This window comes from uncultured Endozoicomonas sp., assembly GCF_947495845.1.
Taxonomy (GTDB): Bacteria; Pseudomonadota; Gammaproteobacteria; order Pseudomonadales; family Endozoicomonadaceae; genus Endozoicomonas.
The window spans coordinates 1-25400 of the sequence record NZ_CANMAO010000027.1 but is presented as its reverse complement, the minus strand read 5'-3'; the positions used below and the strand labels follow the sequence as shown (position 1 = coordinate 25400).

General features: G+C 48.4%; 20 protein-coding genes. 12 read left to right on the top strand and 8 right to left on the bottom strand.

Annotated elements, in window-relative coordinates; genetic code table 11:
• Nucleotides 1–9 precede the first annotated feature (9 nt).
• From Q1B11_RS15795 to rnr, 4 genes are all read left to right on the top strand, one after another.
• The gene (locus Q1B11_RS15795) at nucleotides 10–210 is read left to right on the top strand and encodes a DUF2065 domain-containing protein (RefSeq protein ID WP_299734283.1); all 201 of its coding nucleotides are present in this window, start codon (nucleotides 10–12) and stop codon (nucleotides 208–210) included.
• A 141-nt stretch (nucleotides 211–351) separates the two neighbouring features.
• Nucleotides 352–1536 carry an ATP phosphoribosyltransferase regulatory subunit gene (locus Q1B11_RS15790; RefSeq protein ID WP_299734282.1) on the top strand — a complete coding sequence of 395 codons (1185 nt, stop codon included), beginning with the start codon at nucleotides 352–354 and terminating at the stop codon, nucleotides 1534–1536.
• Nucleotides 1537–1702: 166 nt separating this feature from the next.
• Nucleotides 1703–2995 carry an adenylosuccinate synthase gene (locus Q1B11_RS15785; protein WP_299734281.1) on the top strand — a complete coding sequence of 431 codons (1293 nt, stop codon included), beginning with the start codon at nucleotides 1703–1705 and terminating at the stop codon, nucleotides 2993–2995.
• 381 nt (nucleotides 2996–3376) lie between these two features.
• Complete coding sequence (gene rnr, locus Q1B11_RS15780) at nucleotides 3377–5992, top strand: ribonuclease R (RefSeq protein ID WP_299734280.1); 2616 nt, start codon at nucleotides 3377–3379, stop codon at nucleotides 5990–5992.
• Here rnr and Q1B11_RS15775 read toward each other — a convergent pair.
• From Q1B11_RS15775 to Q1B11_RS15760, 4 genes are all read right to left on the bottom strand, one after another.
• Complete coding sequence (locus tag Q1B11_RS15775; protein ID WP_299734279.1) at nucleotides 5985–6404, bottom strand: DUF6691 family protein; 420 nt, start codon at nucleotides 6402–6404, stop codon at nucleotides 5985–5987. The genes rnr and Q1B11_RS15775 overlap by 8 nt on opposite strands.
• Nucleotides 6405–6417: 13 nt before the next feature.
• A complete protein-coding gene (locus Q1B11_RS15770) occupies nucleotides 6418–6837 on the bottom strand; it encodes a YeeE/YedE thiosulfate transporter family protein (RefSeq protein ID WP_299734278.1) in 420 nt (139 codons plus the stop codon).
• A gap of 21 nt (nucleotides 6838–6858) precedes the next feature.
• On the bottom strand, nucleotides 6859–7155 hold the full coding sequence (locus Q1B11_RS15765; RefSeq protein ID WP_067515468.1) for a metalloregulator ArsR/SmtB family transcription factor: 297 nt from the start codon (nucleotides 7153–7155) through the stop codon (nucleotides 6859–6861).
• A gap of 230 nt (nucleotides 7156–7385) precedes the next feature.
• On the bottom strand, nucleotides 7386–8030 hold the full coding sequence (locus Q1B11_RS15760) for a pyridoxamine 5'-phosphate oxidase family protein (RefSeq protein ID WP_299734277.1): 645 nt from the start codon (nucleotides 8028–8030) through the stop codon (nucleotides 7386–7388).
• Nucleotides 8031–8131: 101 nt separating this feature from the next.
• Here Q1B11_RS15760 and Q1B11_RS15755 point away from each other — a divergent pair, with 101 nt between their 5' ends.
• Nucleotides 8132–9610 carry a PLP-dependent aminotransferase family protein gene (locus Q1B11_RS15755; protein WP_299734276.1) on the top strand — a complete coding sequence of 493 codons (1479 nt, stop codon included), beginning with the start codon at nucleotides 8132–8134 and terminating at the stop codon, nucleotides 9608–9610.
• Nucleotides 9611–9730: 120 nt separating this feature from the next.
• Nucleotides 9731–10468 carry a 23S rRNA (guanosine(2251)-2'-O)-methyltransferase RlmB gene (gene rlmB / locus Q1B11_RS15750; RefSeq protein WP_299734275.1) on the top strand — a complete coding sequence of 246 codons (738 nt, stop codon included), beginning with the start codon at nucleotides 9731–9733 and terminating at the stop codon, nucleotides 10466–10468.
• Between the two features lie 290 nt (nucleotides 10469–10758).
• Here rlmB and Q1B11_RS15745 read toward each other — a convergent pair whose 3' ends face one another.
• From Q1B11_RS15745 to Q1B11_RS15735, 3 genes are all read right to left on the bottom strand, one after another.
• Nucleotides 10759–13704 carry a ricin-type beta-trefoil lectin domain protein gene (locus Q1B11_RS15745; RefSeq protein ID WP_299734274.1) on the bottom strand — a complete coding sequence of 982 codons (2946 nt, stop codon included), beginning with the start codon at nucleotides 13702–13704 and terminating at the stop codon, nucleotides 10759–10761.
• A gap of 264 nt (nucleotides 13705–13968) precedes the next feature.
• The gene (locus Q1B11_RS15740; RefSeq protein WP_299734273.1) at nucleotides 13969–17832 is read right to left on the bottom strand and encodes a translocation/assembly module TamB domain-containing protein; all 3864 of its coding nucleotides are present in this window, start codon (nucleotides 17830–17832) and stop codon (nucleotides 13969–13971) included.
• Nucleotides 17829–19523, bottom strand: coding sequence for an autotransporter assembly complex family protein (locus tag Q1B11_RS15735; protein ID WP_299734272.1), 1695 nt, complete (start codon nucleotides 19521–19523; stop codon nucleotides 17829–17831). The genes Q1B11_RS15740 and Q1B11_RS15735 overlap by 4 nt, the downstream gene beginning before the upstream one ends.
• Nucleotides 19524–19947: 424 nt before the next feature.
• Between Q1B11_RS15735 and rpsF the strand changes: the two genes are divergently transcribed.
• The 6 genes from rpsF to dnaB all read left to right on the top strand — a co-directional run bounded on the left by rpsF (nucleotide 19948) and on the right by dnaB (nucleotide 24461).
• Nucleotides 19948–20373, top strand: a complete 426-nt coding sequence (gene rpsF, locus Q1B11_RS15730; protein ID WP_299734271.1) for a 30S ribosomal protein S6 — start codon at nucleotides 19948–19950, stop codon at nucleotides 20371–20373.
• 78 nt (nucleotides 20374–20451) lie between these two features.
• Nucleotides 20452–20676 carry a 30S ribosomal protein S18 gene (rpsR, locus tag Q1B11_RS15725; RefSeq protein WP_020584246.1) on the top strand — a complete coding sequence of 75 codons (225 nt, stop codon included), beginning with the start codon at nucleotides 20452–20454 and terminating at the stop codon, nucleotides 20674–20676.
• A 31-nt stretch (nucleotides 20677–20707) separates the two neighbouring features.
• The gene (locus tag Q1B11_RS15720; RefSeq protein ID WP_299734270.1) at nucleotides 20708–21577 is read left to right on the top strand and encodes a hypothetical protein; all 870 of its coding nucleotides are present in this window, start codon (nucleotides 20708–20710) and stop codon (nucleotides 21575–21577) included.
• A 25-nt stretch (nucleotides 21578–21602) separates the two neighbouring features.
• Nucleotides 21603–22049: a 50S ribosomal protein L9 gene (rplI, locus tag Q1B11_RS15715; RefSeq protein ID WP_067515458.1), complete on the top strand. Its 447-nt coding sequence runs from the start codon at nucleotides 21603–21605 to the stop codon at nucleotides 22047–22049.
• Between the two features lie 137 nt (nucleotides 22050–22186).
• Nucleotides 22187–22774, top strand: a complete 588-nt coding sequence (locus Q1B11_RS15710) for a DUF4145 domain-containing protein (protein WP_299734269.1) — start codon at nucleotides 22187–22189, stop codon at nucleotides 22772–22774.
• 283 nt (nucleotides 22775–23057) lie between these two features.
• Nucleotides 23058–24461 (top strand): replicative DNA helicase, encoded by a 1404-nt coding sequence (gene dnaB / locus Q1B11_RS15705; protein WP_299734268.1) that lies wholly within the window; start codon nucleotides 23058–23060, stop codon nucleotides 24459–24461.
• Nucleotides 24462–24470: 9 nt separating this feature from the next.
• Here the strand turns inward: dnaB and Q1B11_RS15700 are convergent.
• Nucleotides 24471–25400 (bottom strand): serine/threonine protein kinase (locus Q1B11_RS15700; protein WP_299734267.1); only part of this gene is annotated, 930 nt, incomplete at its 5' end.

Sequence of the window (25400 nt, the reverse complement as noted above, 5' to 3'; positions counted from 1 at the left end):
GAGGGCTGTGTGGAAATAGACTTTATACAGCAGTTGCTGATCGCATTGAGCCTGATGCTGGTGATTGAAGGTATAGTGCCTTTTCTTTATCCCCAGCGCTGGCGTCAATTGGTGAGCAAACTTGCAGAAATTGATGACAAACAGCTCAGAGTGGGCGGCCTTATCAGTATGCTGGTGGGTGTTGGTCTGCTCTACCTTATAAATGGTTAATGCTAAACCTGTTAACCCTGTAGGTCGTAATCCAAAGGATTGCCGACGAGAAGTTCGCTATGTCGGCAACGCTGTTGGCGTTACCGACCTTGTTAGGTGGTTTTTCCGTAACACTCGATATGAACAAAAAGAGAGATTGTTATGACCGTTGCTGATCGCTGGCTGCTGCCGGATGGAATTGAAGAAATTCTGCCAGGCAAAGCCCGAAGTGCTGAAAAGTTAAGACGCGACATACTCGATCTGTTTGATCGATGGGGTTATCAATTGGTGATTCCACCGCATCTTGAGTTTATGGAATCATTGACCGCCGGTGTTGGTCACGATTTGGATCTGCAGATATTTAAAGTGACGGATCAGCTGACCGGCAGAACCCTTGGTCTGCGGGCAGACACAACACCAGCAGTAGCAAGAATTGATGCCCACGCACTGAATCAGGATGGCCCGGTACGATTGTGTTATTCAGGCAGTGTCTTTCACACTCGACCGGAGACGCTGGGCGCATCACGCTCACTGATTCAGATCGGTGCCGAATTATACGGTCACTCTGGTGTGGCAAGTGATCTGGAAGTGATTGCCCTGATGCTCGAAACACTGGGCAGAGTGGGTGCAGAGTCCGTTAACCTGGATCTTGGCCATGTGCAGATTTATCGACTGTTGGCGGATCAGGCCGGCTTGACTGATGCTCAGGAACACGAGCTGTTTGATGCGCTACAGCGCAAAGCAATCTCAGAGATTGAGCAACTAGTGAATCAGTGGGATATCGATAAAGACGTTGCAGCCATGCTGAACGCACTACCTCAACTGGCAGGTGATATCGACATTCTTGATCGGGCAAGAGCTGCTCTGGAAAAAGCGCCTAAGGGTGTGCAGGTCGCGTTGGATGAACTTGAGTCCATTGCCCGTGATATCAGCGCTCGTTACCAGGGGACTGGGTTCTACCTCGATCTGGGTGAGTTAAGAGGCTACAACTATCATACAGGTGTCGTTTTTGCGGCCTATCTTCCTGATCAAGGTCAGGCGATTGCCAAAGGTGGCCGGTATGATGGGATTGGTGAGGCCTTTGGTCGTTCACGTCCGGCAACAGGTTTCAGTACGGATTTGAAAGCGTTATTGGAGCTGCAAGCTGGCAACGTCAGTGAACAGACCGAAGAGTTAACCGTTTTTGCACCTTTGGGTGTGGATGCTGGAACTGTCCAGTCATTGCGCCAACAGGGCCAAAGGGTAGTTTGTCAGCTGCCCGGGCAAAAGACAGAAGCAGCGGACATGGGTTGTAACCGTCAGCTGGTCTGCCGAGGCGGCAAGTGGTTGGTTGAGCCGATTGGCTAAACCGTATTGTCGTGACTGCTATGAAAATGCGGCTCTCCGAAGCCATTTTCATGGGTTTGGATGAGCGGCGTTTCCGCTCAGAACTGTATCTGCTTTGCAGGTAAAATATATGCAACACTTGTATTGTACCTGTGTTGTATCGCATGAAATTGAGAGACCAATTACCATGGGTAAGACTGTTGTCGTACTTGGCACCCAATGGGGTGACGAAGGTAAAGGCAAAATCGTTGATCTGCTTACTGAGCAGGCGGAAGCGGTTGTTCGCTTTCAGGGTGGCCACAATGCTGGGCACACTCTTGTTATTAACGGCGAAAAAACCGTATTGCACCTGATTCCTTCCGGCATCCTGCGTGACGGCGTTGTATGCTACATCGGTAACGGTGTGGTTCTGTCTCCGGAAGCGCTGCTGAAAGAGATGAGGCAGTTGGAAGAAACCGGTGTTCCGGTGCGTGAGCGCCTGAAACTGAGCCCTTCCTGCCCGCTGATTCTGCCTTACCACATTGCATTGGACCAGGCTCGTGAACTGGCCCGTGGTGAAGCGAAAATCGGTACGACTGGCCGTGGTATTGGTCCAGCGTACGAAGATAAAGTAGCTCGTCGTGGCCTGCGTGTTGCTGATCTTCTGCACCCAGAGCGTTTCGCTAAGAAACTGAAAGAAGTGATGGAATATCACAACTTCTCTTTGGTTAACTACTACAAAGTAGAAGCGGTTGATTACCAGAAAGTTCTGGACGACACGTTGGAAATGGCCAAAGAACTGATTCCGATGGTTGACCGTGTCGCCGACTCTCTCCACGCTCACCACGATCGTGGTGATCACATTCTGTTTGAAGGTGCACAGGGTTCCCTGCTGGATATCGACCACGGTACTTATCCGTTCGTAACCTCTTCCAACACAACTGCTGGTGGCGCGTCCACAGGCTCCGGTTTTGGTCCTCTGTATCTGGATTACGTGCTGGGTATCACCAAGGCATACACGACGCGTGTCGGCTCTGGTCCTTTTCCAACGGAGCTGGATGACGAGAATGGTCGTCACCTGGCGAAAGTCGGTAACGAATTTGGTGCTACTACTGGCCGCCCACGCCGTTGTGGCTGGTTTGATGCGGTTGCCCTGAAACAGGCGATTCAGATCAACTCGGTGACCGGTCTGTGTCTGACTAAACTGGATGTTCTGGACGGTATGGAAACCATCCGTATCTGTGTGGATTACAAAAACGCCGAAGGCGAATCCATCACGACGCCAGTGGATGTGGAAGAGTACGAAGCCGTTCAGCCGGTTTACGAAGAGATGCCAGGTTGGACTGAGTCTACCTTTGGCGCGAAGAATATTGATGATCTGCCAGCGAACGCTGTTGCGTACATCAAGCGTCTGGAAGAAGTCACCGGTGCGCCGATTGACCTGATCTCTACCGGTCCTGACCGTGTAGAAACCATCATCCTGCGCCAGCCGTTTGCCTGATCATTCTTTCGGGTAAGCACAATGAAATAGCCGATCCATATTCAGGATCGGCTATTCTTCTTATGTTGTATACTCCCTGCCTGTTTTGCATAAACTCACCTAACGATGTACTAATAAAGAATGGATGCAATAGTAATACCAATGGCGTTTTTAAATTTTGGAGCGAGCAAATTATTTTGGGCGACTGGGCAAGGCGAAGAGACGAGTCATAGCCGTAGCTATGGCGAGGAACTTCAACGCAGATCCAGTCGGCCAAAATAGCTGCGCAGCCCATAATTTAAAAACAGAATTGGTATACCCCTGCATGATCGGAATGACACACCGGCAGCCTTTTCAAATTCAAAAGCAGCCTCTGGCTGGTAACGAGGTGCAATAAACCACATGTCAAAAGGGTGGAAAGATCAGGATAGTCAGGCTTCTGTCGAAGCTCAGCGGTATGAGAACCCGGTTCCCAGCCGTGTGTATATTATGGAGTTTCTGGAGCAGCGGGGCGCGCCAGCCGGCCATAGCACTCTGTGCACAGAGATGGGCGTCACGGAAGAAGAACAGAAAGAAGCATTGATGTTTCGTCTCAAAGCGATGATTCGTGACGGACAACTGCTGCAGAATCGTAAGAACGCTTTTGCCTTGGTCAGCAAACTGAACCTGATCAAAGGCCGGGTACAAGGCAATAAAGAAGGCTTTGGCTTTTTAATACCAGACGACGGTGGGGAAGATCTGTACCTGTCCCCTCGCGAAATGCGTCAACTCTTTGATGGTGATCGAGCTGTTGTTCGAGAGTCCGGCGTGGACCACCGTGGCCGCAGAGAAGGTCAGCTGGTCGAAGTCATTGAACAGAATACGACACAACTTGTCGGTCGTTTTTATACAGAATCCGGTGCCGCTTTTGTGGTGCCGGAAAATCAGCGAATCAGTCGCGAAGTCATCGTTCAGCCCGGGCCATTAATGCCAACAGAAGGGCAATATGTGCTGCTGGAAATTACCCGCCAGCCTGGCCGTCGCAATATGCCAATGGGGATCGTGAAAGAAATCCTCGGTGGTCGTGCCGATGCGGGCATGGAAGTGGAAGTGGCGGTTCGCACCCACGGCATTCCCCATGAGTGGCCGGAAACTGTAGAAAACCAGTGCAAAGGTTTCAAAACCGAAGTTGCAGAAAAAGATAAAGAGCTGAGAGTCGATCTTCGGGAAACACCGTTTGTCACCATTGACGGTGAAGATGCCCGTGACTTTGATGATGCTGTTTACTGTGAGCCCAAGAAAGGCGGCGGTTGGCGTTTATTTGTTGCTATTGCGGATGTGTCCCATTACGTAAAACCGGATTCAGCCCTCGATAAAGAAGCCAATAATCGGGGAACATCGGTCTATTTTCCTGGCCATGTGATTCCCATGTTGCCGGAAGTGTTGTCTAACGGGTTGTGTTCACTGAACCCTGAAGTCGATCGCTTGGCGATGGTGTGTGAAATGACCATCAGCGCCAAAGGTAAAATCTCCGGTTACAAATTCTGCGAAGCGGTTATCCGTTCTCACGCACGCCTAACCTACACCAAAGTGTGGGAGATGCTGTCCCATAGTGAAGAAGGTGAGACCCTGCGCAAAGAGTATCAACACGTTACTAAAGATGTTGATCAACTCTATGAGCTCTATAAGACATTGATCGCTGTTCGTGCGGATCGCGGCACTATCGATTTTGATACCGTAGAAACACAAATCATTTTCGGTCGTAACCGTAAGATCGAGCAAATCGTTCCAACAGTTCGGAATGATGCACATAAGCTGATTGAAGAATGCATGCTCTGCGCCAACGTCTGCGCTGCAAAATTCCTGAAAAAGCATAATCTGCCGGGTCTCTATCGTGTCCATGAAGGATCAACTATGGAGAAGCGACTGAACCTGAACAGCTTTCTGAGCACTCTTGGTCTGGCATTACCGTCGGGCAAGATTACGCCGGAACATATTCAGGCATTGTTGCTTAAAGTAAAAGATCGCCCGGACTTCCATGTTATTCAGGTAGTGGTTCTGCGTTCGATGAGCCAAGCCATTTACAGTGGCGAGAATGAAGGACACTTTGGCCTGGCGTTTAAAGAGTATGCACACTTTACTTCACCGATTCGTCGCTACCCTGACTTACTGATACATCGTGCACTACGTCACGTGATACGTTCTGATATTGCATCGAAACATGTGATTCGAGTGGGCGCTCTGCCAATTCCCAAAAAGAAAATTTATCCCTACGACCATGGTGATATTCAGGCATTAGGCGAACATTGTTCTGTGACTGAACGTCGAGCAGATCTAGCGACCCGAGACGCTATGGATTGGCTGAAGTGTGATTACATGCAGCAGCATATCGGTCAGACCTTTAATGGTGTGGTGGCTGCGGTCACTGGCTTTGGGTTGTTTGTGGAGTTGAAAGATGTGTTTGTCGAAGGTCTGGTGCATGTTACCAGTCTGCCAGATGACTATTACATCTACGACAATGTTCACCACTGCCTGAAAGGTGAGCGCACAGGGCGACGTTTTGGCCTTGGTGATCAGCTGGAAGTGATGGTCAGTAAGGTCAACCTGGATGACAAGAAGATCGATTTTGAACTGCTCTCTACCGTGAGCAACCCGAGTCGTAAAAGATCAGCTGGAAAGTCGAAATCTGCAGGCAAATCGAAATCCTCAGGCAGTGCTGCGCTGGGCAGTCGCTTCAAATCCTCTGCTGCTAAAGCAAAACTGCTGAAAGAAGCGAAGGAAGCGGAAGAGGCTGCGAAGAAACGCAAAGGTGCTAAATCCGAAGACGGTGGTCGCTCAGGAAAGAAACCAGCAAAAAAGAAAACCACCAAGAAGGGTAAGCCAGTAAAAGCGGCTCAAAAGAAAACCGTCGCCAAAAAGAAAAAGGCGACTGGCGATAAAGCAGGTGCTGCCAGCACAGCTAAGCCCTCAAGAAGCCCTTCAGAAAAGCCTTCAGGAAAACCGGCAGGCAAGCAGCCCCGCAAGCGGAAGATCAGTTGATCTTTTGCTTCAGCTTTTGACTGATGAAAAGCCCTGCGATCATGGCAACCATAAATAGCCATACATCACTGTTACCCGCAAGCATGGACGTCACTGCGGGTCCGGGGCAAACGCCCAGAATTCCCCATCCCAATCCAAACAGTGCAGCACCGATAATCAGCGGTCGATCCAGTGCTTTTAGCGAATTAAGTGACCATTTCGCTGCAATAAACGGTTGCTGTCGCTTTTTAATGAGCAGCTGATAACCCGGAATAAATACCAGCAGCGCACCGCCCATCACAAACATCAGAGCTGGGTTCCATTCGCCGGCTACATCCAGAAAAGCAATAACCACCGCGGGATCAATCATGCCGGATAACGCCATGCCAATCCCAAATATCAGACCCGTGAGTAAAGAGATAATATAAAACATCAGCAACACTCCCTTACATCACGTGAAGTCGGATAAAAACAGTCACCGCAGCAACGGCCATAAACGTGCAGGTAGCGGCAATGGATCTGACTGATAAACGACCAATGCCACAGATGCCATGGCCACTGGTACAGCCATTTCCCAAACCAGAACCAAGCCCAACGAAAAGACCTGCGATAATAATGACCATAGGAGAAGCGCTGAAATCGGAAGGGAAGGTAATCCCCAAAAATTGGATAGCAAGCCAGCCGCCACCCATCATTCCCAGAAGAAAAAGCAGTCGCCAGAGAAAATCTTGTTTTTCGGGGCTGATCAGGCCTCCAATAATACCGCTGATGCCAGCAACTTTACCGTTGAACAGTAATAACAGAAGCGCTGATGCACCCAAAAGTATGCCGCCCAATAAAGACGACCATGGAACTGCAAACTCCATTAAATCTCCCTCTTTTCATTATTATTGGCTGCAAAAAATCTCGTGCATGGCATGTATCAGTGCTTTTATTCTCGGGTCTGCCAGAGAATAAAAAACCTGTTGAGATTCTTTGCGCACTTTCACCAACTTGTGATTTCGTAACACGGTTAGATGCTGTGAAAAAGCGGACTGGCTGAGGGCCGAGCTTTCTTGAAGTTGCCCTGCGCCCATTTCGCCATCGACCAACTGACAAACCACGATTAGTCGTGCTGGGTGGGATAGGATTTTCAAAATTCCAGCAGCTTCTGACGCATTTGCCTGCATCTCGTTAAGCATCATAGAGATAAACTCTTGGCCTGATTGAATAATTCCAAGTCTCTAACTGGAAGGGAAGATGATACCGGCATCATCTCCGCCTTCGCGAGAATGACGTGTGCTGGTATTTTCTTCAATGCCACTTCCCTAAGACCTAATTCAGTATATTCTATATTAGATAACTCTAAATTAGAAGTTTATTTATTGTTTTCAAATGAGGAGATGGGGAAAGAGGATAATCATAACCAGCGGAACTAACGTTGGAATGGGCACCCTCCACCTTTCGGGCCGTCAATCGGTAGTGTGCCATTCCAGACTGGTAATGACAGATCTTCTTCATCTTCATTAGGGCCTCCAGTGCGGGATTTAAAAGATGCCTCATTAATGGTCAGTTTGAGGAGCGCGGTGGCTTTTCTTTCTTTGTCGTTCGGTGGACGAACCTGGCTCCATCGCCCGGGTTCTATATCATCAATGATTTTCTGGAAGGCCAGATCAAATTCATCGGGTGAATCTACTCGACTGCCAGTGCAGAACAAAACCGCAGACCGGTAATTGACGCTGGTGTGATAGGCGGATTTGGAAAGCACCCACTCGCTGGCTTCTGCAAACGAGATACTGACTTCTGCACCATTTGAAATCAGCGTATCGAGCCGGGTTTTATTCAGAGTGTGAAAGTACAGGTGTTCATCAATCCGCCAGAAGGTCATGGGAATAATTACCGGGCACTGGCTGCCTTTATCCATAAATGCCATGTGGCCCAGTTTTAAATCATCAATCAGCTGAAAGACCGCTTGCTTGTCATAGCTGGCATTTTTCTTACCACGGAGAACAGTGGAGCGGGCAGTGGTGGAAAATTGATCATCAACTTTCTGTTGTCTGGTTGGGCATACCTGATCCATTGCTTTATTCCTGAAGGCTCAATTCTGTTCAGATGGGCATAATTATCTTAAGGTATTGGTCTCTTAATAAGATCCAATTTTATAATAATCTGGGTACCAATTTGGATTTACGGGATATTCAACTCCAGCAGTCAGTACCAGAGAGAAACGGCTCTTCTCTCAGTCAGCAACTGTTTTTTGCTTTACGGCAGAAGATTCTGGCTCGCCAGTTATCCACAGGTAGTCGTTTACCTGCATCCCGGGTACTGGCCAGTGATCTGGGCATTAGTAGAAACACAGTAAACAGTGCCTATGAGCAATTACGTGCTGAAGGCTATGTGACCAGTCGAGAAGGCAGTGGCTTTTTCATAAGTGCTCAATTGCCTAGGGCTGATCTTGCGCCTGAAGCGGTGTCAGGAAAACGGTTAAATCAGTGGCCTGAGCTTTCTGAATACGGCAGTCGTCTACATAGGCTTTCTGCAAGGAACGATAAAAAAGGGACTATGGATAACCTGCCTTTCACGGTTGGGTTGCCTGATTTTCGATTATTTCCCAATAAAGTCTGGCAGCAGCTGATTCGTCGTCATTGCGATCGTCGTGTATTGATGGGTTATCACGATTACCAGGGCTATGAGCCTTTACGCAAAGCACTGGCAGCCTATCTAAATTCCAGTAGAGGAATGAATTGCCGTTCAGAGCAAATTGTTATTACTCAGGGTGCTCAGCACGGTTTGGCGTTGTGTGCGCAGTTATTACTGAATTCAGGTGATCAGGTGCTAATGGAGGAGCCTGGCTACACCGGCGCCCGAAACGCATTCTCTGCAATGGGAGCGCACATTTCCCCAATAAGACACAGTAATAACGGTATCAATATTTCAGAACTGCCTGAGACTGGCGATTATCGTGCGCTTTGTTGCACGCCGACCCATCAATACCCGATGGGCGGTATTTTATCCGCCAGTGAACGTATGGAATTATTGCAGTGGGCTGAAAGAAACCAATGCTGGATCATTGAAGACGACTATGACAGTGAGTTTCATTATTACAGTAAGCCTATTGCAGCCATGGCTGGTATGGCGGAGCAGACGCCGGTTATCTATATGGGCAGTTTCAGTAAGACACTGCTACCCGGACTACGGCTTGGTTACCTGGTCGTACCTGAACACCTTGTGGATGTTTTTGTGGATGCAAAAGCGTTTAGCAGTGGTGAAACGCCACTGTTTACCCAAGCGGTGGTTGCCGACTTTATCGAAGAAGGGCATTTCTATCGACACCTTCGCCGCTGCCGGAAAAGCTATCAACAAAAGTGGGAACATATGCAGCAGTTATGCACACAACACCTTACGGGGTTGATGACGCCGGTTGCCCAAAGTGCCGGTATGCACATCGCACTGACTTTTGATGATCAGCGGATGGATGATGCTCAGGTGAGTAAGAAATTCAGAAAGCAGGAGTTTGGAAGTTCACCTTTGAGCAGTTATTACTATTCATCCTTGAGAACGCAGGGGTTGGTATTGGGCTTTGCAAATACGACAGGGGAAGAAAGAGAGCAGGGTATTGCGGTTTTGAAGCCCTGCTTAGATCGTTCCGCTCTGGCGTAACTTCTCAAAACCGGTCAATCAAGGCGGATTTATGACCGGTGCGCCGGACGATACCTCCTGATGCTGCATATCTGTTAGTATTACCGGTTTATCTCTCCTGATCAGCCTGACGGGAAATCCATGAACGATGATGTAATTTTTGGCCTGCATGCGGTGCAGAGCCTGTTTGAAAAATCCCCTGAACGAGTGCTGGAATTGCAGATTCAAAAGGGTAGAACGGATAAGCGAATTAACGCGCTGGTGGATGAAGCCAGAAATCAGGGCGTTGTGGTTCGTTTCGTAGAGCGCAGTCGCCTGGATGCCAAAGTCGATGGTGTGCACCAGGGGATTATGGCCAAAGTCTCAGCTGCCCGGGTTTATCGGGAAGAAGATTTGGAAGATCTGCTGGATGCTCTGAGTGAAGCACCGTTTCTGCTCATTCTGGATGGTGTGACCGATCCTCATAACTTGGGCGCTTGCCTGCGTACTGCTGATGCTGCCGGTGTTCAGGCGGTAATTGTGCCAAAAGACAAGTCTGCCACGCTTAATGCGACTGCTACGAAAGTGGCCTGTGGTGCAGCGGATAATGTGCCACTCATTCAGGTGACTAACCTCGCCAGAACCATGGAGTGGTTGAAAGAGCGTGGTATCTGGATGATTGGTACTGCCGGTGAAAGCTCTGGCAATGTTTATCAGTCCGATTTAAAAGGGCCACTTGGGCTGGTGATGGGCGCAGAAGGCAAAGGCATGCGTCGTTTAACTCGCGATTTATGCGATTCTCTGATTTTTATTCCAATGGCGGGTTCGGTCAGTAGTCTTAATGTGTCAGTGGCTACTGGTGTGTGTCTTTTTGAGGCTGTTCGGCAGCGCAGTGTTTGATGTTCTATCTCTAATTGTGTCGACGGACTACTATGTGGTGAATCATTGTTTTAAAACTGAAAGATGCCATTGAAAAAAAACCAGCTCATAAGAGCTGGCTTCTTAGTCGTATTTAAAAGCAAATCGGGTTATACCAATTCTGTTTTTAAATTATGGGCTGCGCAGCTATTTTGACCGACTGGATCTGCGTTGAAGTTCCTCGCCATAGCTACGGCTATGACTCGTCTCTTCGCCTTGCCCAGTCGTCCAAAATAACTTGCTCGTTCCAAAATTTAAAAACGCCATTGGTATTAGTTCAAACCTGCCCGCCATTTTTGATTATTTCCACCATGGCTACTCCATAAGATAATGGCGACACCATCGCTGGTGCCATCAGCATCAATCACCTGGTTACCATTCAGCCTCGGGCTAAATCGAGCGCCATTTTTGTTGAACTGTTGGCTGATGTTGTTCTCATCGCACTGGGCAATTTGCAGCTGCGTACCATTTCCGGTGTTGCCGTTAGGTACAGACATACACATATTACCCGGCAACTGACTTTTGATCGTGCCTTTGATGGGATCAAAATACCATTGCTGTTCGGCTGTTGCGTTACAGGTATTGAGTTGAACGCTTGTGCCGCTGGTATTACTGCCATTGGCGACATTCCAGCATTTACCTGAACGCTTATCACGGAAATCAACCCAGCGATGGATAGCAGACTCTGGGCGCAGCTCCCACGCTTGCCTGGCGGCGCCATGGTATTCCCACTGGCCTACATTACTGCCGTTGATTAAGCCATAGGCGTCAGCAACGATCAGCGGATTGTAGATGCTGGAAATATTGTTGGCATTATACGTCCATCGCAGGTTATCACTGTCGACACAGTCCCAGATGACGACTCCGCCATTGTTGTAGGCTTCGCCGCGGTTATCCAGACACTTGCTGCGATCTGCTCTGTTCTCAAGCATTCCGGAATGTTTGTTGAAGATCCAATCCTGATCGTAGGAGTAATCATCACAATTCCAGAGCTGGACATTGGCACCGTTAACCAGATTATTATCGCGACCATCGATGTCCATACAGCGGTTAGCGTCACGGTTGACGATTTTCACAAACGGCTCAAGTGGGTCTATATAAGCGACGTCGGTATTACTTTCAGCTCTTTCCCAAACTTGCAGGTAGGCTTCTGCAGAATTCATTACCGCTTCGTACACCCGGTTCGAACCCCGTTCACGGATGTCCTGAATTTCGTCCGCCAACATGCCGTAGTGTGCCATGCCTTCTTTGTTGTAATCGAATGCTCGATTGCCCGACTGTTGCACATCAAAGGTCAGGCCAAACTCAGAAGTGAACGGGTACTCAAGTGGATCAGTTTCTGCATCACTGCGAGGACCATGTTGACCACCAAGGCCGCTCATGTCGGTACCAACACCAACACCGGCAAGATAAGGCGTCTGCTCAATTTCATCGAGGAAGGTAGAAACTTTCGATTCCATTCCGTAGACATCTGAGTTGTAAGGCGCAGAGAAACCACCGGCTTTAATCACACGCTTGGTGTTTTTATGAAGACCACCATCATGGGCTGCATTCATCCAGCTGTGAGAAGTAACCACACCGCTGTAATTCCGGGCTTCAACAATGTCCATAACAGATGTCGCAGTATCCGGACTCATGTGATCCATCTCAATCAGCATTTTCTTATCGATCATGCGATTGATCAGGTAAACGCCCAGTTGGGAAAGACCCAGCTTGTTACAGTGCTCGATGGTTTCATCGTACTGAGGGTCTAAGCCAACACCGGAAAGGATATCCTTGATAAACGGCACTTCACCGAGGATTGGGAAACCAGAGGTAAAGGCTGCCCCTTTGGTCTCTGCATCACAGGCCTTGGTTTCAAAGAAACGGTTACCGGCAAGCCACTGGCCCACGTTGATAAAGCCGTTTTCTACTCTGGAGCCGGCAATCTGGTTATCAAACTTATGGGTTGGATAAATAACTCGCACACCGGCGTCGTACAATTCATTCAACGCACTTTCTACGGTGTTGCGATTGCATTTATCTTTTTGGCCACAGTTGAAGGTTTCTGACGCTTCGACGCCCATCAGCACTGCCATCTGACCATTGGCCATCACCTGTCGTGCTTGTTCGGGTGATGTGACCAGACGGAAAAAGCCTTTGCCCGGACCGCCAGATTGCGCGTCAATATAAGCCTGCATTTGATGCAACCGCTGAATCTGCAGACGAATACTGTCCATGGTGTTACAGCTGTTTGGATTAATCCAGCTGCCAGGGTTGACCGTTTTCTGCACATTACAGAGCACTTCGTTTTCTACAAGATGGGTGACCATCATCTTCAGGCCTGAGAGATACGCTCGCTCAATCCACTTATAGTAGTAACCCATATGGCTCAAGGATTTATTGTTTGGCCAGAAGGGAAACTCAGGCCAGCCTCGGGTGTCGTAACGGAAATTTACGTCGTTAAAGGCGTAGAGATTACCGATGATATCCAGAGAGCCGTCAGGGCCATGAATGTCTTTACTGTCGCGCAGTGCTTCCGCTACACCCCAGCGATGGAATGGTTCGCCGTGCATCATTTTGCCGCCCATGAATTCATAGGAGGTGATGTGGGTATGAGGATCAACGTAGCCTCGAACCGGGCTGGCTGGGTCGCCTTTCAGTCCATCAATAGGGCCTGCAACGTTCACTTCTATTTCAGGGAACGGTGTACAGTCTTCCTGGGCAACCAGTTTAAAGCGGTTTTCACTGGTGTAATCATTTGGGTTCAGCAGGTCAAAGAAGTAGAGCCCGCCATCTGCCCAGTTGTGGCGCAGTGTTCTGTTTAGACCTGTACCGTGGAAACTAAACAAGTGCTCACCGCCAGTAATTGGTACAGCGTTAATGCGCCATTCAGCGAATTCACCGGCGTAGCGGCCGGCACTGATTTCTGCGGGAAGATGAGATGCGAGGTAACGGCCATCAACGTCAGTCATCAAATAATGAGAAAACGACGTTGGCTTCATAAAGAAACGTGCAGCGTCATCTATATTATTGTTGTCAAAACGATAACTTAAACCGTTATCAACAGCGCCACCTTTATAAAACTTCTTAAGGTAGTTGCCATTGTGTGGTGATTGGATGGCATAGCATCCCTGGGCAAGACTATATACTGCATCTTCTGCGGGGTTGGCCTGTAGCCCTGACGAAAGCAGGGCAGCGCAAGCCAGCAGACTGCAGCCGGTTAGTTTGGTTTTCATAGGAGATCTCTTGATTGTTATTTTTATTGTCAATCAGGTTCTGGGGGACACCTTGAACTCAACAGATCCTTATTCAATGAAGCATCAACGCTTTACCATAAATACGGTAAATACAAACCGTGATAATGATTCATCTGATCAATTACTATACAAACACTTGTTTGAATAATCAAAAAATCTGACAAAAGTTCACAAAGTAGACATTCACTTTGTATTTGGTGAAGCAGAGAAGGTTTTTTAGTTATATCATGGTGTGTTGATGATTCATTGCATGCTTAGCGGATCATGGTCGTTGGACTGGATCTTAAATTGATAAAACAGGTCAACAGCCTGAGCAACACCACTGACGGCTTGAAGATATAACCTTGGCATCAGTTCATAGCGAACCTTCAATTCGGCAATGGAGTTGAAGACACCAGCGCCGTATTGAACTCTGAGCCCTGGTGCCAGTGTTCCACCAATGGTCACCTGAGTATCATCACCGCTGCCTTGTGTGGCTAATGTCACATCGGATATTCCCACCGCTTTGCCCAATGTTGTCACTACACCGCCAAATTGACTGACCCCAAAGCTGATTAACATAGCCTGTACTGCAGAGTTATCATCGCCCTTTAGTCCATGTCCACGAAGCAGGTAAGACCATTGCTCCTCTTGTGCCATAGCGGGGTCAGAATAAATGGTGAATTGAGGCTGATCCGGTGGACCACTGACTTGAACGCCTACCGTTACATTGCCTTCTATACTGTCGGGGTTACGAATGGCATTGACCGCCAGATAAGGGCTGGAAAGAGGGCCGGAGAAAATAATATCACCCTCTTTTATTAACAAGTCCTGACCGAACTGATGATAACGGCCTTTCAGTAGCTGGATTGAGCCATTGCCTGTGAGTGGTTTTTCCGGTTGCTGGTTTATTCTCAAGTGGCCAGCAAGGTTAGCCTTCAGACCATAGGCGTCTATCTTGATGTCGTTACCGAGAACGATATTAACATTCATGGATAAAGTGGTAGCAGAGTTGGTTTTTGTTGTGGATTCGGAGGTGACAATAACGACATCATCCGACGGTTTAACAGCCTGCTTTGGTAGTTGCTTCACTTGCACTCTGGCCCAGGGAATATGAACAGTGCCGGAGAGGGTGTCGGAATCACCAAGGTTGATGGTTAAATCCGGTGAGGCTTTCAGCTGAAGAATGCCCGGGTAACGAGCCTCCAGGTCTTTTCCTTTCATGGTCAGTTGCCCGCGAAGTGGTTGCTGTTGCCAGTTCATGTCGCCCGACAGTTGCATATCACCATCACCCACCTTGAGACTGCCATTTATCCGAGCATGGTCGCCTTCAAAGGCCAGTTGCGTTTTAAGGCTGCTGACTCTGACAGTATCTCCCCGGGTTATCGCGTTGCCATCACTGAGTTGCAGCTTGCCATACAGCAGTGGTTCTTTCAGTGTACCCGCCATTCGGGTATTCATAGAGAGGAGCCCATCGAGGCGGCTTAGCTCTGGTATCAGAGGTTGGAGGAACGTTAACTGCATACTCTGAATATCAGCGGTGCCACTCAATTGCTGTTGCCTCTGAATATCGCTGACAGAAAGGTTTAATTGTGCAGTTCCCAGTACTTTGGACAGGAAGTCGAGTTTCGCCGTTAAGGTTTCTGAGTCAAGGTTTATACTGGCGTTTAGCTGTTGGTATTCAGCGATGATGGATGCTGCAGATTTGTTGATTAACTTACCGGGTGTCGTTTTCAATCTGACGTTGGCTTTTGGAATACCATCAATCCATTGAAGTTCACCGTTGCCAGAGAGTTTTGCTTCCCAATTAAAGGTATTGGGAAAAAGAGGGCCCAGCGTGGATAAATCGAGATCCGATAACACAAAGCTGGTGGTAGCTTGATTTGGTGAAAAATGGGATCTCCCAATACAGAGTTTTGCAGGGCTTGATAGCCAGCACTGATCTGAGATAGTCGCAATTTGTTTCCGGTTTAATTGGATGGAGACAGGCTTTTCCAGTGTCCACTTATCCACAGGTGTTGCCAATAATGCTTCAGGAATGTCAGCATTCCATTGATTGTCTTTCCAGGAACCATTAAAGGTGAGCTCACCGCCAATGGGGTTACCAGCCGTTTTAATCGCAATGATGTGTTTCAGCTCATCGCCACTGGCTGTGAGGGAAAAGTCGTTTAATTGCAAAGCCCCATGATTCAGAGCGACAGCACCTATTTTAGCCCTCCCTTCAGTTACTTTACCTTTTGTTAAGTTGCCGGTTGCTTTGAGTCCGGTGATGCTGGTTTGTTGATAAACGAATCGGGAGCTGTTAATTGAATAGGACAGGGATGGCTGCTGGCTAGTGCCACTGACGTTAATGTTACCTTGAAGTTGGCCGGCAAGGTCTTGATGCAGCAACCCAAGTGTTTGGGCATTTATTTCAGCTCGCAGTGCTACTTTTTCAGCCAGAGTACCGTGAACATCCAGCTGGTTATCACCCAAAGAAAGGTGCAGGTTGTTGGCCGTAGCGGTAAAAGGCAGAGCATAAGACGATGAACGTATACTGGTCGCTTTTAGCTTGCCTTTGGCGGATGCCGGCTGATTAAGCAGAGTGCCGTTGACGTCCATATCTGAAAGTTGTAACTGCCATTTCTCATTTTGCAGCGAAAACTGCGATTGCAGGGTGCCATTCAATGTACCCGGAATACCCGGTAACCACAGCTCTGGTGTTAACTGTGAGAGCTGCACTTTTCCCTGCCATTGAATGCCATTTTTCCAGTTCAACATACCGGTAATGTTGACTGCTTTTTGAGCATTTGTCTCTTTATTGGTCGTGTCTACTGGATTAGCAGACAGTTCATTGATCGATAAGGTTTCCAGGTTGCCATTACTTATCAGTTTGAGGTGCGCTTCAGGTTGGTCAATAGCGTGCAGGGCAGCATCAATCGTCAATTGATACTGGTCGAGTTTGCCGAAAAGGTGAACTGATCCGAAGTCAGAGATTAATTGTGGCGCATCCGCCAGAGGCGGCCACTTCAGGTTCTGCCATGAGATACGCAAATTCATGGGGATTTGTGGTTTTAACGGGCTGATGGTTCCTTGTATCTCTGCGTTGATCAGGCCTCTGGTCTTAACATCGATCGTCAGCAGATTCAGGTTACCAGAGGTTTTCAGGGTTAGTTGCTCATCCTTGATGCCATTCAGTTCAGCTATGTTGAAGTTGTCGTAGAGCGTGGCCTCGAGATTTATATCCGAAGGATAATTATCAGACAGCTGCATTGTGCCTATTAATTGAGCATCAATTTTTGGGGATTTCAGGGCAGCCGAAAGGTTTTTTATTTCGGAGTCATCCCACGTTAAGCCCAGCTCTAATTTTTGCAGACTTTCCTTAACATTCTGATTCTCAAGAGATGCATTGGTTAGCAGAAATCTGTCCAGTGTAATGGGGATCGGGGTTTGAATCCTGGGAAGATTCGTTTTAGAAAGGTCTATACCTTTTGCTAGCGAAAATGAGCCTATTGCAGAGGGCGGTGTTTGTTCTGTCGGTTTTATCTTCAAGTGAAACTGATCAACGATCAGTTCTGGAATGGTGAGCCGGTTGTTTTTTAGCTGAATGACTGAATGCAGGATACCGACAGAAAGATCTGCTTTAGGGCTTTGCAACGTGAAATTATCCAGATAAATCTGGTCAACCCTGAGGTTGAAGGGCAGCTTGAAAGGTGAATCGGCTTCAGGCTCTGTCTTTACTACATCTACTTTTTCAGGGATGTTATTTATTATCAGTCGTGTGTTTTTTAATCGAATAAGTTGTATAGGTAACTCTCTGTTTAACAGCTTGGCAAAGTGCCACTCCAGTATGGCTTCGTCGGCGTTGAAGCGTGTTTGATGGTCAGTCCATGTAAGATTGTTTAATGTCCAGCCGGAGAGAAGCTCTCCTTTCACAAACTCTCCGTTTAATGGCGAAATTGAATACGCCAGTTGTCGCCAGATTAATGCATTGCCGCTTTGGGTAAACACCAGAAGGCTGAATAAACACAGGATAACTGCAACCAGGCCAAGAAGAACCGATGTGATTCTGGTGGCCAGAGTGATATTTCTTTTGGCTTTCTTATCAGGGAAAGCGTGTGGTCCGGCTTTGGCGGGATCTGAACTCATAGATCAGGCCCTATGGTGAAACTGATTCGAAGTGGTGAGCCGGGTTCGCTGATGGCAAACGCAAAATCCAGCTTCAATGGTCCCAGGGGTGTTATCCATCGAATGCCAGGGCCTGCGCCAGTCTTCCACTCTACTTTGTCCTTTGCATAGGAGTTGGTCACGGTGCCTTTATCAATAAACAGCGCCAGCCGCCAGCTTTCAGAAATCTCAAAGTTATACTCAAGGCTGCCAACAGTGAGATATTGCCCGCCAATTAGTTGGCCACTGTTGTCTTTTGGCGAGATGCTGTTGTAGCTGTAACCGCGTATGGTTTGATCGCCACCGGTAAAGAAGCGAATGGATGGGGGTATGTTCTGAATGTCATCCACCCAGATGGCGCCTTGTTCAACTCTGGCAATCAATCGATGGTCGTCACGGAAACGGGTTAACCATTTGGCTCGCCCCCAGGCTTTCACAAAATCCACATCGGACTGCCAGGCGGTAGAGGACGTTTCGATTTTAAAATTGAAAACATTACCGGATCGAGGGTCGGTAGGGTTTCCTCGCACCTTCCGTCGATCAAGGGACATACCGGGAATGAGCAGCAAAGAACTACTCGTCTGCAGCCCTTGGGTAAAGTCTTCGTAATCTACTCGGAAAAAGAAATCTTGATCCCAGTTACCAGGCCTTTTGTTCCATTTGTTGATCGAGGTAGAGATTAGTTGGCTGTTGGTATCCTCTAACGTGTTTCGCTGATAACCGCCGTCCAGGCTGTAGTATTCCGATAATGGGTTGCCATAGGGAATTTTATAGCGTCCGCTGAGCTCACTCACTTTGTCTGAATATTTGATGTCGCTGGCAAAACTGTGACCCTTTTCTCCCAGCCATGGCTTATCGATGCTGAGGGTTATTCTTGGCCCTTCATCGGTGGAGTAACCGATTCCCGTTTCCAGCTCCCAAGCTGTTTTTGGCGTGACGCTGATGCTGATGGGCACTTCATCATTCATGGCCTGATCTTTTAAAGGTTGCACATCAACGTAATTAAAATAGCCCGTTGTTGATAGATCCCGGCTGAGTTGGCTGACACTTTCAGCCAGGTAAGGGCTGCCCGGTTCCATGGTGATCATCGGGGCGATCAGTTTACGGATGCCTTTGGTGATGGATTGATCAAAAATCACCTGACCAAACCGATATCGTTGGCCTGAATCCAGAGCAAGAATGATTTCTGCCGACTGCCTTTGAGGCGAAACTCGGATCTGGTGCCTGGAAAGCTCAGCATTAAAATAGCCGCGGCTGAGGGCTAAGCTGGTCAGGCTGGTCTTCAGCGATTCATACAAGCCATCATTGAGTACTTCTCCCACGGTCAATGGTTGTTGCTTTATTAAGCGTTTAAAGGCTTTGTCGGATTGAGCATCACCGTTCAGGGTTATCTTCACCGCTCGTACAATCACGGGCAGGCCGGCATTAATGTCTATGGAGAGCGTTTTGGGCTTATCTTTGTTGTAGGTGAGTTGGATCGAGGGTTGGTAATAACCCAGGGCTTTCAGTGCGCTAATCAATGCTTCGCGAATTTCAGGTTGGTGATCCTGATAACGGCTGGCTGGAAACTCAGGCAGGTTTTTCAGGTACATCAAAGCATTTTGCTGGAGCTCGCTATCTAACCCATTAATTTTCCATGTGATTTCACTGGCTTTGAGGGTACTGGAAAACAAGATAATCGCCACGGCAAACCACAGGTTGCGAAACCTTGTGGTGAGCAAATACCTGATGAGCCGGTGGCTATTAAGATTAATCATATTTCAATAGTAGTGGCGGTGTTTTGCTTCATAAAGGTAAATGACTACTACGGTTCCGGATACTACCGGCACGGAAGTTGCTCGCTCCCCTTGCATCCCACGGGACAAATCTCTAGAATCTCCGCTCTTTATATGCTTGGGGCAATGTGTCTGAGTGCTTTGAAGCTGTTTTAAAGCCGCATTAAAGCGTATTCCAGATCACAACGCATCAAGTTCTATATAAAGTACATTGGTGAACGCTTGCGTTCCCGCTCTCCTTGCCTTACTGCATAACACTGTTTTCGGCTTGTTCCGGAACTAGCGTAACGCAGAAGGCTATTTAACCCGTAAGGAGCAAATAATGCGTCATTACGAAATCGTTTTCCTGGTTCATCCTGACCAGAGCGAACAAGTACCAGCCATGGTTGAGCGTTACACTCGCACAATCACTGAAAATGGCGGCAAGGTACACCGTCTTGAAGATTGGGGCCGTCGCCAGCTGGCTTACCCAATCAACAAAATCCACAAAGCTCATTACGTTCTGATGAACCTTGAGTGTGGCAATGAATCCCTGAGCGAGCTGACTGATAACTTCCGTTATAACGACGCAGTTATCCGTAACATGGTTATTCGTCGTGATGAAGCCATCACCGAAGCTTCTATCATGCTGCAGGCTGACGAAAAGCGTGACCGTCGTGAAGACCGTCGCGAAGATCGCGGTGAGCGTCGCGAAGAGCGTGCTGAAGAAGTCGCTGTTGAAAGCGATGCAGGCGAGTCTGAAGAGTAAGTTTTCTGCGTTGACCCTTGAGGTCGTCAGAGCTCTTCTCTTAACCATACAAGCGCAATCATTCAAGGAGACGTTGTCATGGCACGTTTTTTCCGTCGCAGAAAGTTCTGCCGTTTTACCGCTGAAGGCGTGAAAGAGATCGATTACAAAGATCTGAACACCCTGAAAGCTTATGTATCTGAAACCGGCAAGATTGTTCCTAGCCGTATCACTGGTACCAAGGCTCGTTATCAGCGTCAGCTGGCAACTGCCATCAAACGCGCTCGTTACGTGGCTCTGCTGCCATACACCGATCGCCATTAAATACTGTCACCTTATTAACAGGGTATAACTGATGCGTGGATTGGCGGAACTGGCAATGCGTGGCCCGAAACAGGCAACTGTTCTGGCGACGATTTTTGCCTGTATTCCCATGTTGTTCTGGGTGAGTGCAGCCATTATTTCGCTGGTGACGCTTCGTCGCGGCACCGCTGAAGGGCTGAAAGTACTCGGCTGGGCCATCTTGCCCGGTATTGCCTGGGCAGCAATGGGACAGTTCTCCACCATCACAGGATTAGTAATGACCGTCGCTCTGGCGGTGACATTACGCAACACCGTTTCCTGGCAAAAAACGCTACTGGCGCTGGTGCCACTCGGAGTGCTTGCTGCTCTCGTGATGGCCCAGCTGGCTCCACAACAGATTGCCCAGATCAGCGAATTGGTCGTGAAGTTTATTCATGACTATTTCCAACAATCCGGTCAGTCTACGGACGACATAGTAGGTCTCAGGACGCTGGTTGAATATTGCGTAATCGGTATGGTCGCCTGGTTTAACCTGGTGAGCTGTATATTTGGGCTGATACTGGGCAGAGCCTGGCAAGCGCAACTGTACAATCCGGGTGGATTCCGTGAAGAGTTTCATCGAATTCGCCTGTCAGCGCCGATGGCTATGGGGCTTCTGGCATTTACCCTTGTGGGTGTTGCCGCTGTTCCATCTTTACTGGTCGTGGTGCCTGTGGCTACGCTGCCTTTACTGGTAGCGGGTCTGGCGATGATCCACGGCTTAGTAGGGATGAAACAGATGGGAAGTTTCTGGCTGGTGGGTTTTTACATCCTGTTAATCTTCGCCACGCAGCTGGCGTACCCGGTCATTGTTTTAACTGCATGTCTGGACAGTCTTTTAGATTTTCGCACCCGTGTGAATAACCGACTGCATCAGGGATGACAGGTACTAGATAGAGGCTAGCGAAATGGAAGTGATCCTGCTCGAGCAAATCGCCAAGCTTGGTAAGCTGGGCGACAAGGTCACCGTTAAAAACGGTTATGGCCGCAACTTTTTGATTCCTTTTGGTAAGGCTCTGCCTGCTACTGAAGCGAATCTGGCTACTTTTGAAACACGTCGTGCTGAGCTTGAAAAAGCCGCTGGCGATCTTCTGAGCTCTGCTCAGAAGCGTGCTGAAGAAATGGCTGAAATCGAACTAACCCTGACTGCCAAAGCTGGCGACGAAGGTAAGTTGTTCGGTTCTATCGGTCCTCGTGACCTGGCTGAAGCAATTACTTCTGCCGGTGTTGCGGTTGCCAAAAGCGAAATTCGTCTGCCAGAAGGCCCAATCCGTGCTACTGGTGAGTACGATGTTGGTATCCAGCTGCACTCTGACGTTGCCGCTACTATCAAGGTATTCATCGAAGCTGAGTAATCAGTTTGGTTGGACTTGATACGAAAAACCGGAGCCCTTTCGAGTTCCGGTTTTTTTTTGCTGGTATTGTTTCAAAAGGATGGGGTAGTCTCTGCGCAGCCCAAAATTTAAAAACAGAATTGGTACAAAGGGGTGTTATGGAATTCTTTACGGACGTGCTTGAGATTCTGGTCTGGCCGCTCACCACATTACTGGTTGTTTATATTTTAAAGACACCGGTTCTTGAGATTCTCGCAACATTGACCGGGATGAAGCAGGTAATAGTTGCTGAGGATTTTAACAATGAACTGGACAAGCTGCAGAATCGGTCCGACGCGATAAGATCCATTTTTCCTAACCCGGTAACACCAGACAAAGAAGAAGAGTACTACCTTGACGAGGTGAAAAAGTCCTCACCAAGAGCTGCCATTCTGGAATCATGGATTGCCCTGGAAAACTCGGTAACATCGACGTATCGTTTGCTTGACTTGGACTCTGTGGAAAAAGTTCACTCCTTCAGCGGCATACTGAAATCGTTGGTGAATAAAAAGATTATCAGTTCTGATACGTTCTCGATTGTGAGTGAGCTTCGGGTATTGAGAAACAAAGCCGTTCATAACTACGATTTCAATATTACTGAGCTTGAAGCCTCCAAATTTATACAGGTTTCCAGAGAACAGTCTGAAATCATCATTGGTGAGATCTGGAAACTGATGGCTCAAAACCAGACGGCGATTGATAGTTAATTAGAACTTTGCTTGTGACACCACAAAAGTAGTCTCACAAGTACGCTCTCCCCTCTGTTTCGTTAATAAAGCCTCGTCAGTTTTTGCTGGCCGAGAACGTTTGAAAACTCTTCCATAAATAATCTACAACAGGCCCGTACTCTCTACGCAGTGGGTGTAAAAAGTGATGCTTCAGCTCTATTCTCTATAAGAGAAGTAATGATCTTCAGTGCTTTTTTGACCTGGAATCAGGTATGCTAAATCTCAGATATTGAATTCCTGTTTACTTCTCAGACGACCAACTATGCTGGATGCCCTTTCCCGGGAGCCCGAGCTTCCTATTGATGAAGCCACGGTTGCCATCAAAACCCCTCCCCACTCCATAGAAGCGGAGCAGTCCGTCCTGGGTGGCCTGATGCTGGACAACCAGGCCTGGGACCGTGTGGTAGATAAACTGACGGCCGAAGATTTCTACAATCCCGGCCATCGGCACATTTACGCTGCCATCAGTTATCTGACCAATGAGAGCAAACCTTTTGACCCACTCACCGTGGCAGAGGTGCTGGAAAACCGGGGCGATCTGGATGACGTCGGAGGTCTGGTTTATCTGGCTGAGCTGGCCAGCAGCGTGCCCAGCGTGGCAAACATTCGGGCCTACGCAGATATTATTTTTGAACGTTCACTGCTTCGTAAGCTGATCAACACTGGTCAGAAAATCGCAGACGGTGCCTACAACCCCGACGGTAAAGACAGCCAGACGCTGCTTGATGAAGCTGAGCGAATGGTGTTCAACATCGCCGAGGATCGACCCAATACCGGTGGGCCGGTGGGTGTTCGGGAGATTCTTGAAAACACCGTTAAGAAAATCGATGAAATGTTCAACGCCGGTAACGCCATTACCGGTACCACCACAGGCTTTAAAGATCTGGATGAAATGACTTCCGGTCTGCAGCCTTCGGATATGGTTATTGTAGCGGCACGTCCTTCCATGGGTAAGACGACCTTCGCCATGAACCTTGTGGAAAACGCGCTGTTGAACAGCGAAAAAGGCGTCATGGTATTCAGTCTGGAAATGCCAGGTGAACAGCTGATGATGCGTATGCTGTCTTCCCTTGGTCGCATCAACCAGTCCAAAGTGAGAAGTGGTCAGCTGGAAGAAGAAGATTGGCCGAAGCTATTGTCTGCCGTTGAGCGCATCAAAGATAAAAAACTGTTTATTGACGATACCGCTGGCATCAGCCCATCGGAAATGCGCTCAAGGGTTCGCCGTGTGGTGCGTGAGCATGGCGAGCTGGGGATGATCATGATCGACTATTTGCAGTTGATGCAGATTCCCGGTTTTGGCGAAGGCCGTACCAACGAAATTTCTGAAATCTCGCGATCGTTAAAAGCCATTGCCAAGGAATTTAAAGTTCCGGTGATTGCATTGTCGCAGTTGAACCGTTCTCTGGAACAACGACCCAACAAGCGCCCTGTAAACTCCGATCTTCGTGAATCCGGTGCGATCGAGCAGGATGCGGACGTTATCATGTTTATCTACCGGGATGAAGTATACAACCCCGATACGGAATACAAAGGCGTTGCAGAGATTATTATTGGTAAGCAGCGTAACGGTCCGATCGGCACCTGTCGTTTAGCATTTATTGGGCAGTTCACCCGGTTTGAGAACTTGGCGCCCGATGCCTATGGGCGCTTTGATGATGAATAACGGTCAGAATTAAACCTGACCGAATAGCACCAGAGGCGGTTCATCCAGTGCCGCCAGTTGCTCTCTCAACTCCAGAATATGTTCTGCCCAGTAGCGCTCTGTATTAAACCAGGTAAACGCCATGGGGAATGCCGGATCATCCCAGCGCTTCGCCAGCCAGCCACTGTAATTCAATAAACGCAAGGTTCTGAAATACTCAACAAGGTTCAACTCTGCCGGGTTGAAATCCATAAATTCGTTGTAACCGTCCAACAGCTCTGCCATTTGCAGAGTTTGCTCTTGTCGGTCGCCGGAAAGTAACATCCATAAATCCTGAATGGCTGGCGCCGTCTGGGTGTCATCAAAATCCACAAAGTGCGGTGCGTTATCCCGCCAGAGAATATTGCCACCATGACAATCGCCATGAACACGAATGGATTGCCACTGATTTTGCTGACGGATTCGGTCTAGCCGATGAAGCAGGTCACGAGTTAATGTCTGATAAGCTTCCATCAGTGAAGACGGAATGAAATCGTTTTCCAGCAGGTATTCAACACTGTCAATGCCGTAGCGTTGTAATGTGATTTCCGGACGGTTTTGAAACGGTACAGCTGAACCCAGTTTATGGATTCGACCCAGAGTGCGCCCCATCGTTAGAAGATTGTCAGGGTTATCCAATTCGGGAGCATGGCCTCCCTGACGTGGGAACAAAGCAAAGAGAAACCCCTCAAACTCATGCAGCGAGTTACCCGTTTCATTGACCAACGGTGCGACCACCGGCATTTCCATATTTTTAAGCTCAAGGGTGAACTGGTGTTCTTCCTCGATCTGTTCTCTGGTCCATCGTTCTGGGCGATAGAACTTGGCAATCAGCGGGTCTTTGTCTTCAATGCCCACTTGGTATACACGATTTTCGTAGCTGTTCAGCGCAAGAATGCGGGCATCGCTGAGGTATCCCTG

What these genes read in the sequence shown, in the direction of transcription:
- Q1B11_RS15785 (WP_299734281.1), top strand. Translation starts at nt 1,703, where the DNA reads ATGGGTAAGACTGTTGTCGTACTTGGCACCCAATGGGGTGACGAAGGT.
- Q1B11_RS15770 (WP_299734278.1), bottom strand. Translation starts at nt 6,837, where the DNA reads ATGGAGTTTGCAGTTCCATGGTCGTCTTTATTGGGCGGCATACTTTTG.
- rnr (WP_299734280.1), top strand. Translation starts at nt 3,377, where the DNA reads ATGTCAAAAGGGTGGAAAGATCAGGATAGTCAGGCTTCTGTCGAAGCT.
- Q1B11_RS15745 (WP_299734274.1), bottom strand. Translation starts at nt 13,704, where the DNA reads ATGAAAACCAAACTAACCGGCTGCAGTCTGCTGGCTTGCGCTGCCCTG.
- rpsF (WP_299734271.1), top strand. Translation starts at nt 19,948, where the DNA reads ATGCGTCATTACGAAATCGTTTTCCTGGTTCATCCTGACCAGAGCGAA.
- Q1B11_RS15775 (WP_299734279.1), bottom strand. Translation starts at nt 6,404, where the DNA reads ATGTTTTATATTATCTCTTTACTCACGGGTCTGATATTTGGGATTGGC.
- Q1B11_RS15765 (WP_067515468.1), bottom strand. Translation starts at nt 7,155, where the DNA reads ATGATGCTTAACGAGATGCAGGCAAATGCGTCAGAAGCTGCTGGAATT.
- rplI (WP_067515458.1), top strand. Translation starts at nt 21,603, where the DNA reads ATGGAAGTGATCCTGCTCGAGCAAATCGCCAAGCTTGGTAAGCTGGGC.
- Q1B11_RS15760 (WP_299734277.1), bottom strand. Translation starts at nt 8,030, where the DNA reads ATGGATCAGGTATGCCCAACCAGACAACAGAAAGTTGATGATCAATTT.
- dnaB (WP_299734268.1), top strand. Translation starts at nt 23,058, where the DNA reads ATGCTGGATGCCCTTTCCCGGGAGCCCGAGCTTCCTATTGATGAAGCC.
- Q1B11_RS15710 (WP_299734269.1), top strand. Translation starts at nt 22,187, where the DNA reads ATGGAATTCTTTACGGACGTGCTTGAGATTCTGGTCTGGCCGCTCACC.
- Q1B11_RS15790 (WP_299734282.1), top strand. Translation starts at nt 352, where the DNA reads ATGACCGTTGCTGATCGCTGGCTGCTGCCGGATGGAATTGAAGAAATT.
- Q1B11_RS15720 (WP_299734270.1), top strand. Translation starts at nt 20,708, where the DNA reads ATGCGTGGATTGGCGGAACTGGCAATGCGTGGCCCGAAACAGGCAACT.
- Q1B11_RS15740 (WP_299734273.1), bottom strand. Translation starts at nt 17,832, where the DNA reads ATGAGTTCAGATCCCGCCAAAGCCGGACCACACGCTTTCCCTGATAAG.
- rpsR (WP_020584246.1), top strand. Translation starts at nt 20,452, where the DNA reads ATGGCACGTTTTTTCCGTCGCAGAAAGTTCTGCCGTTTTACCGCTGAA.
- rlmB (WP_299734275.1), top strand. Translation starts at nt 9,731, where the DNA reads ATGAACGATGATGTAATTTTTGGCCTGCATGCGGTGCAGAGCCTGTTT.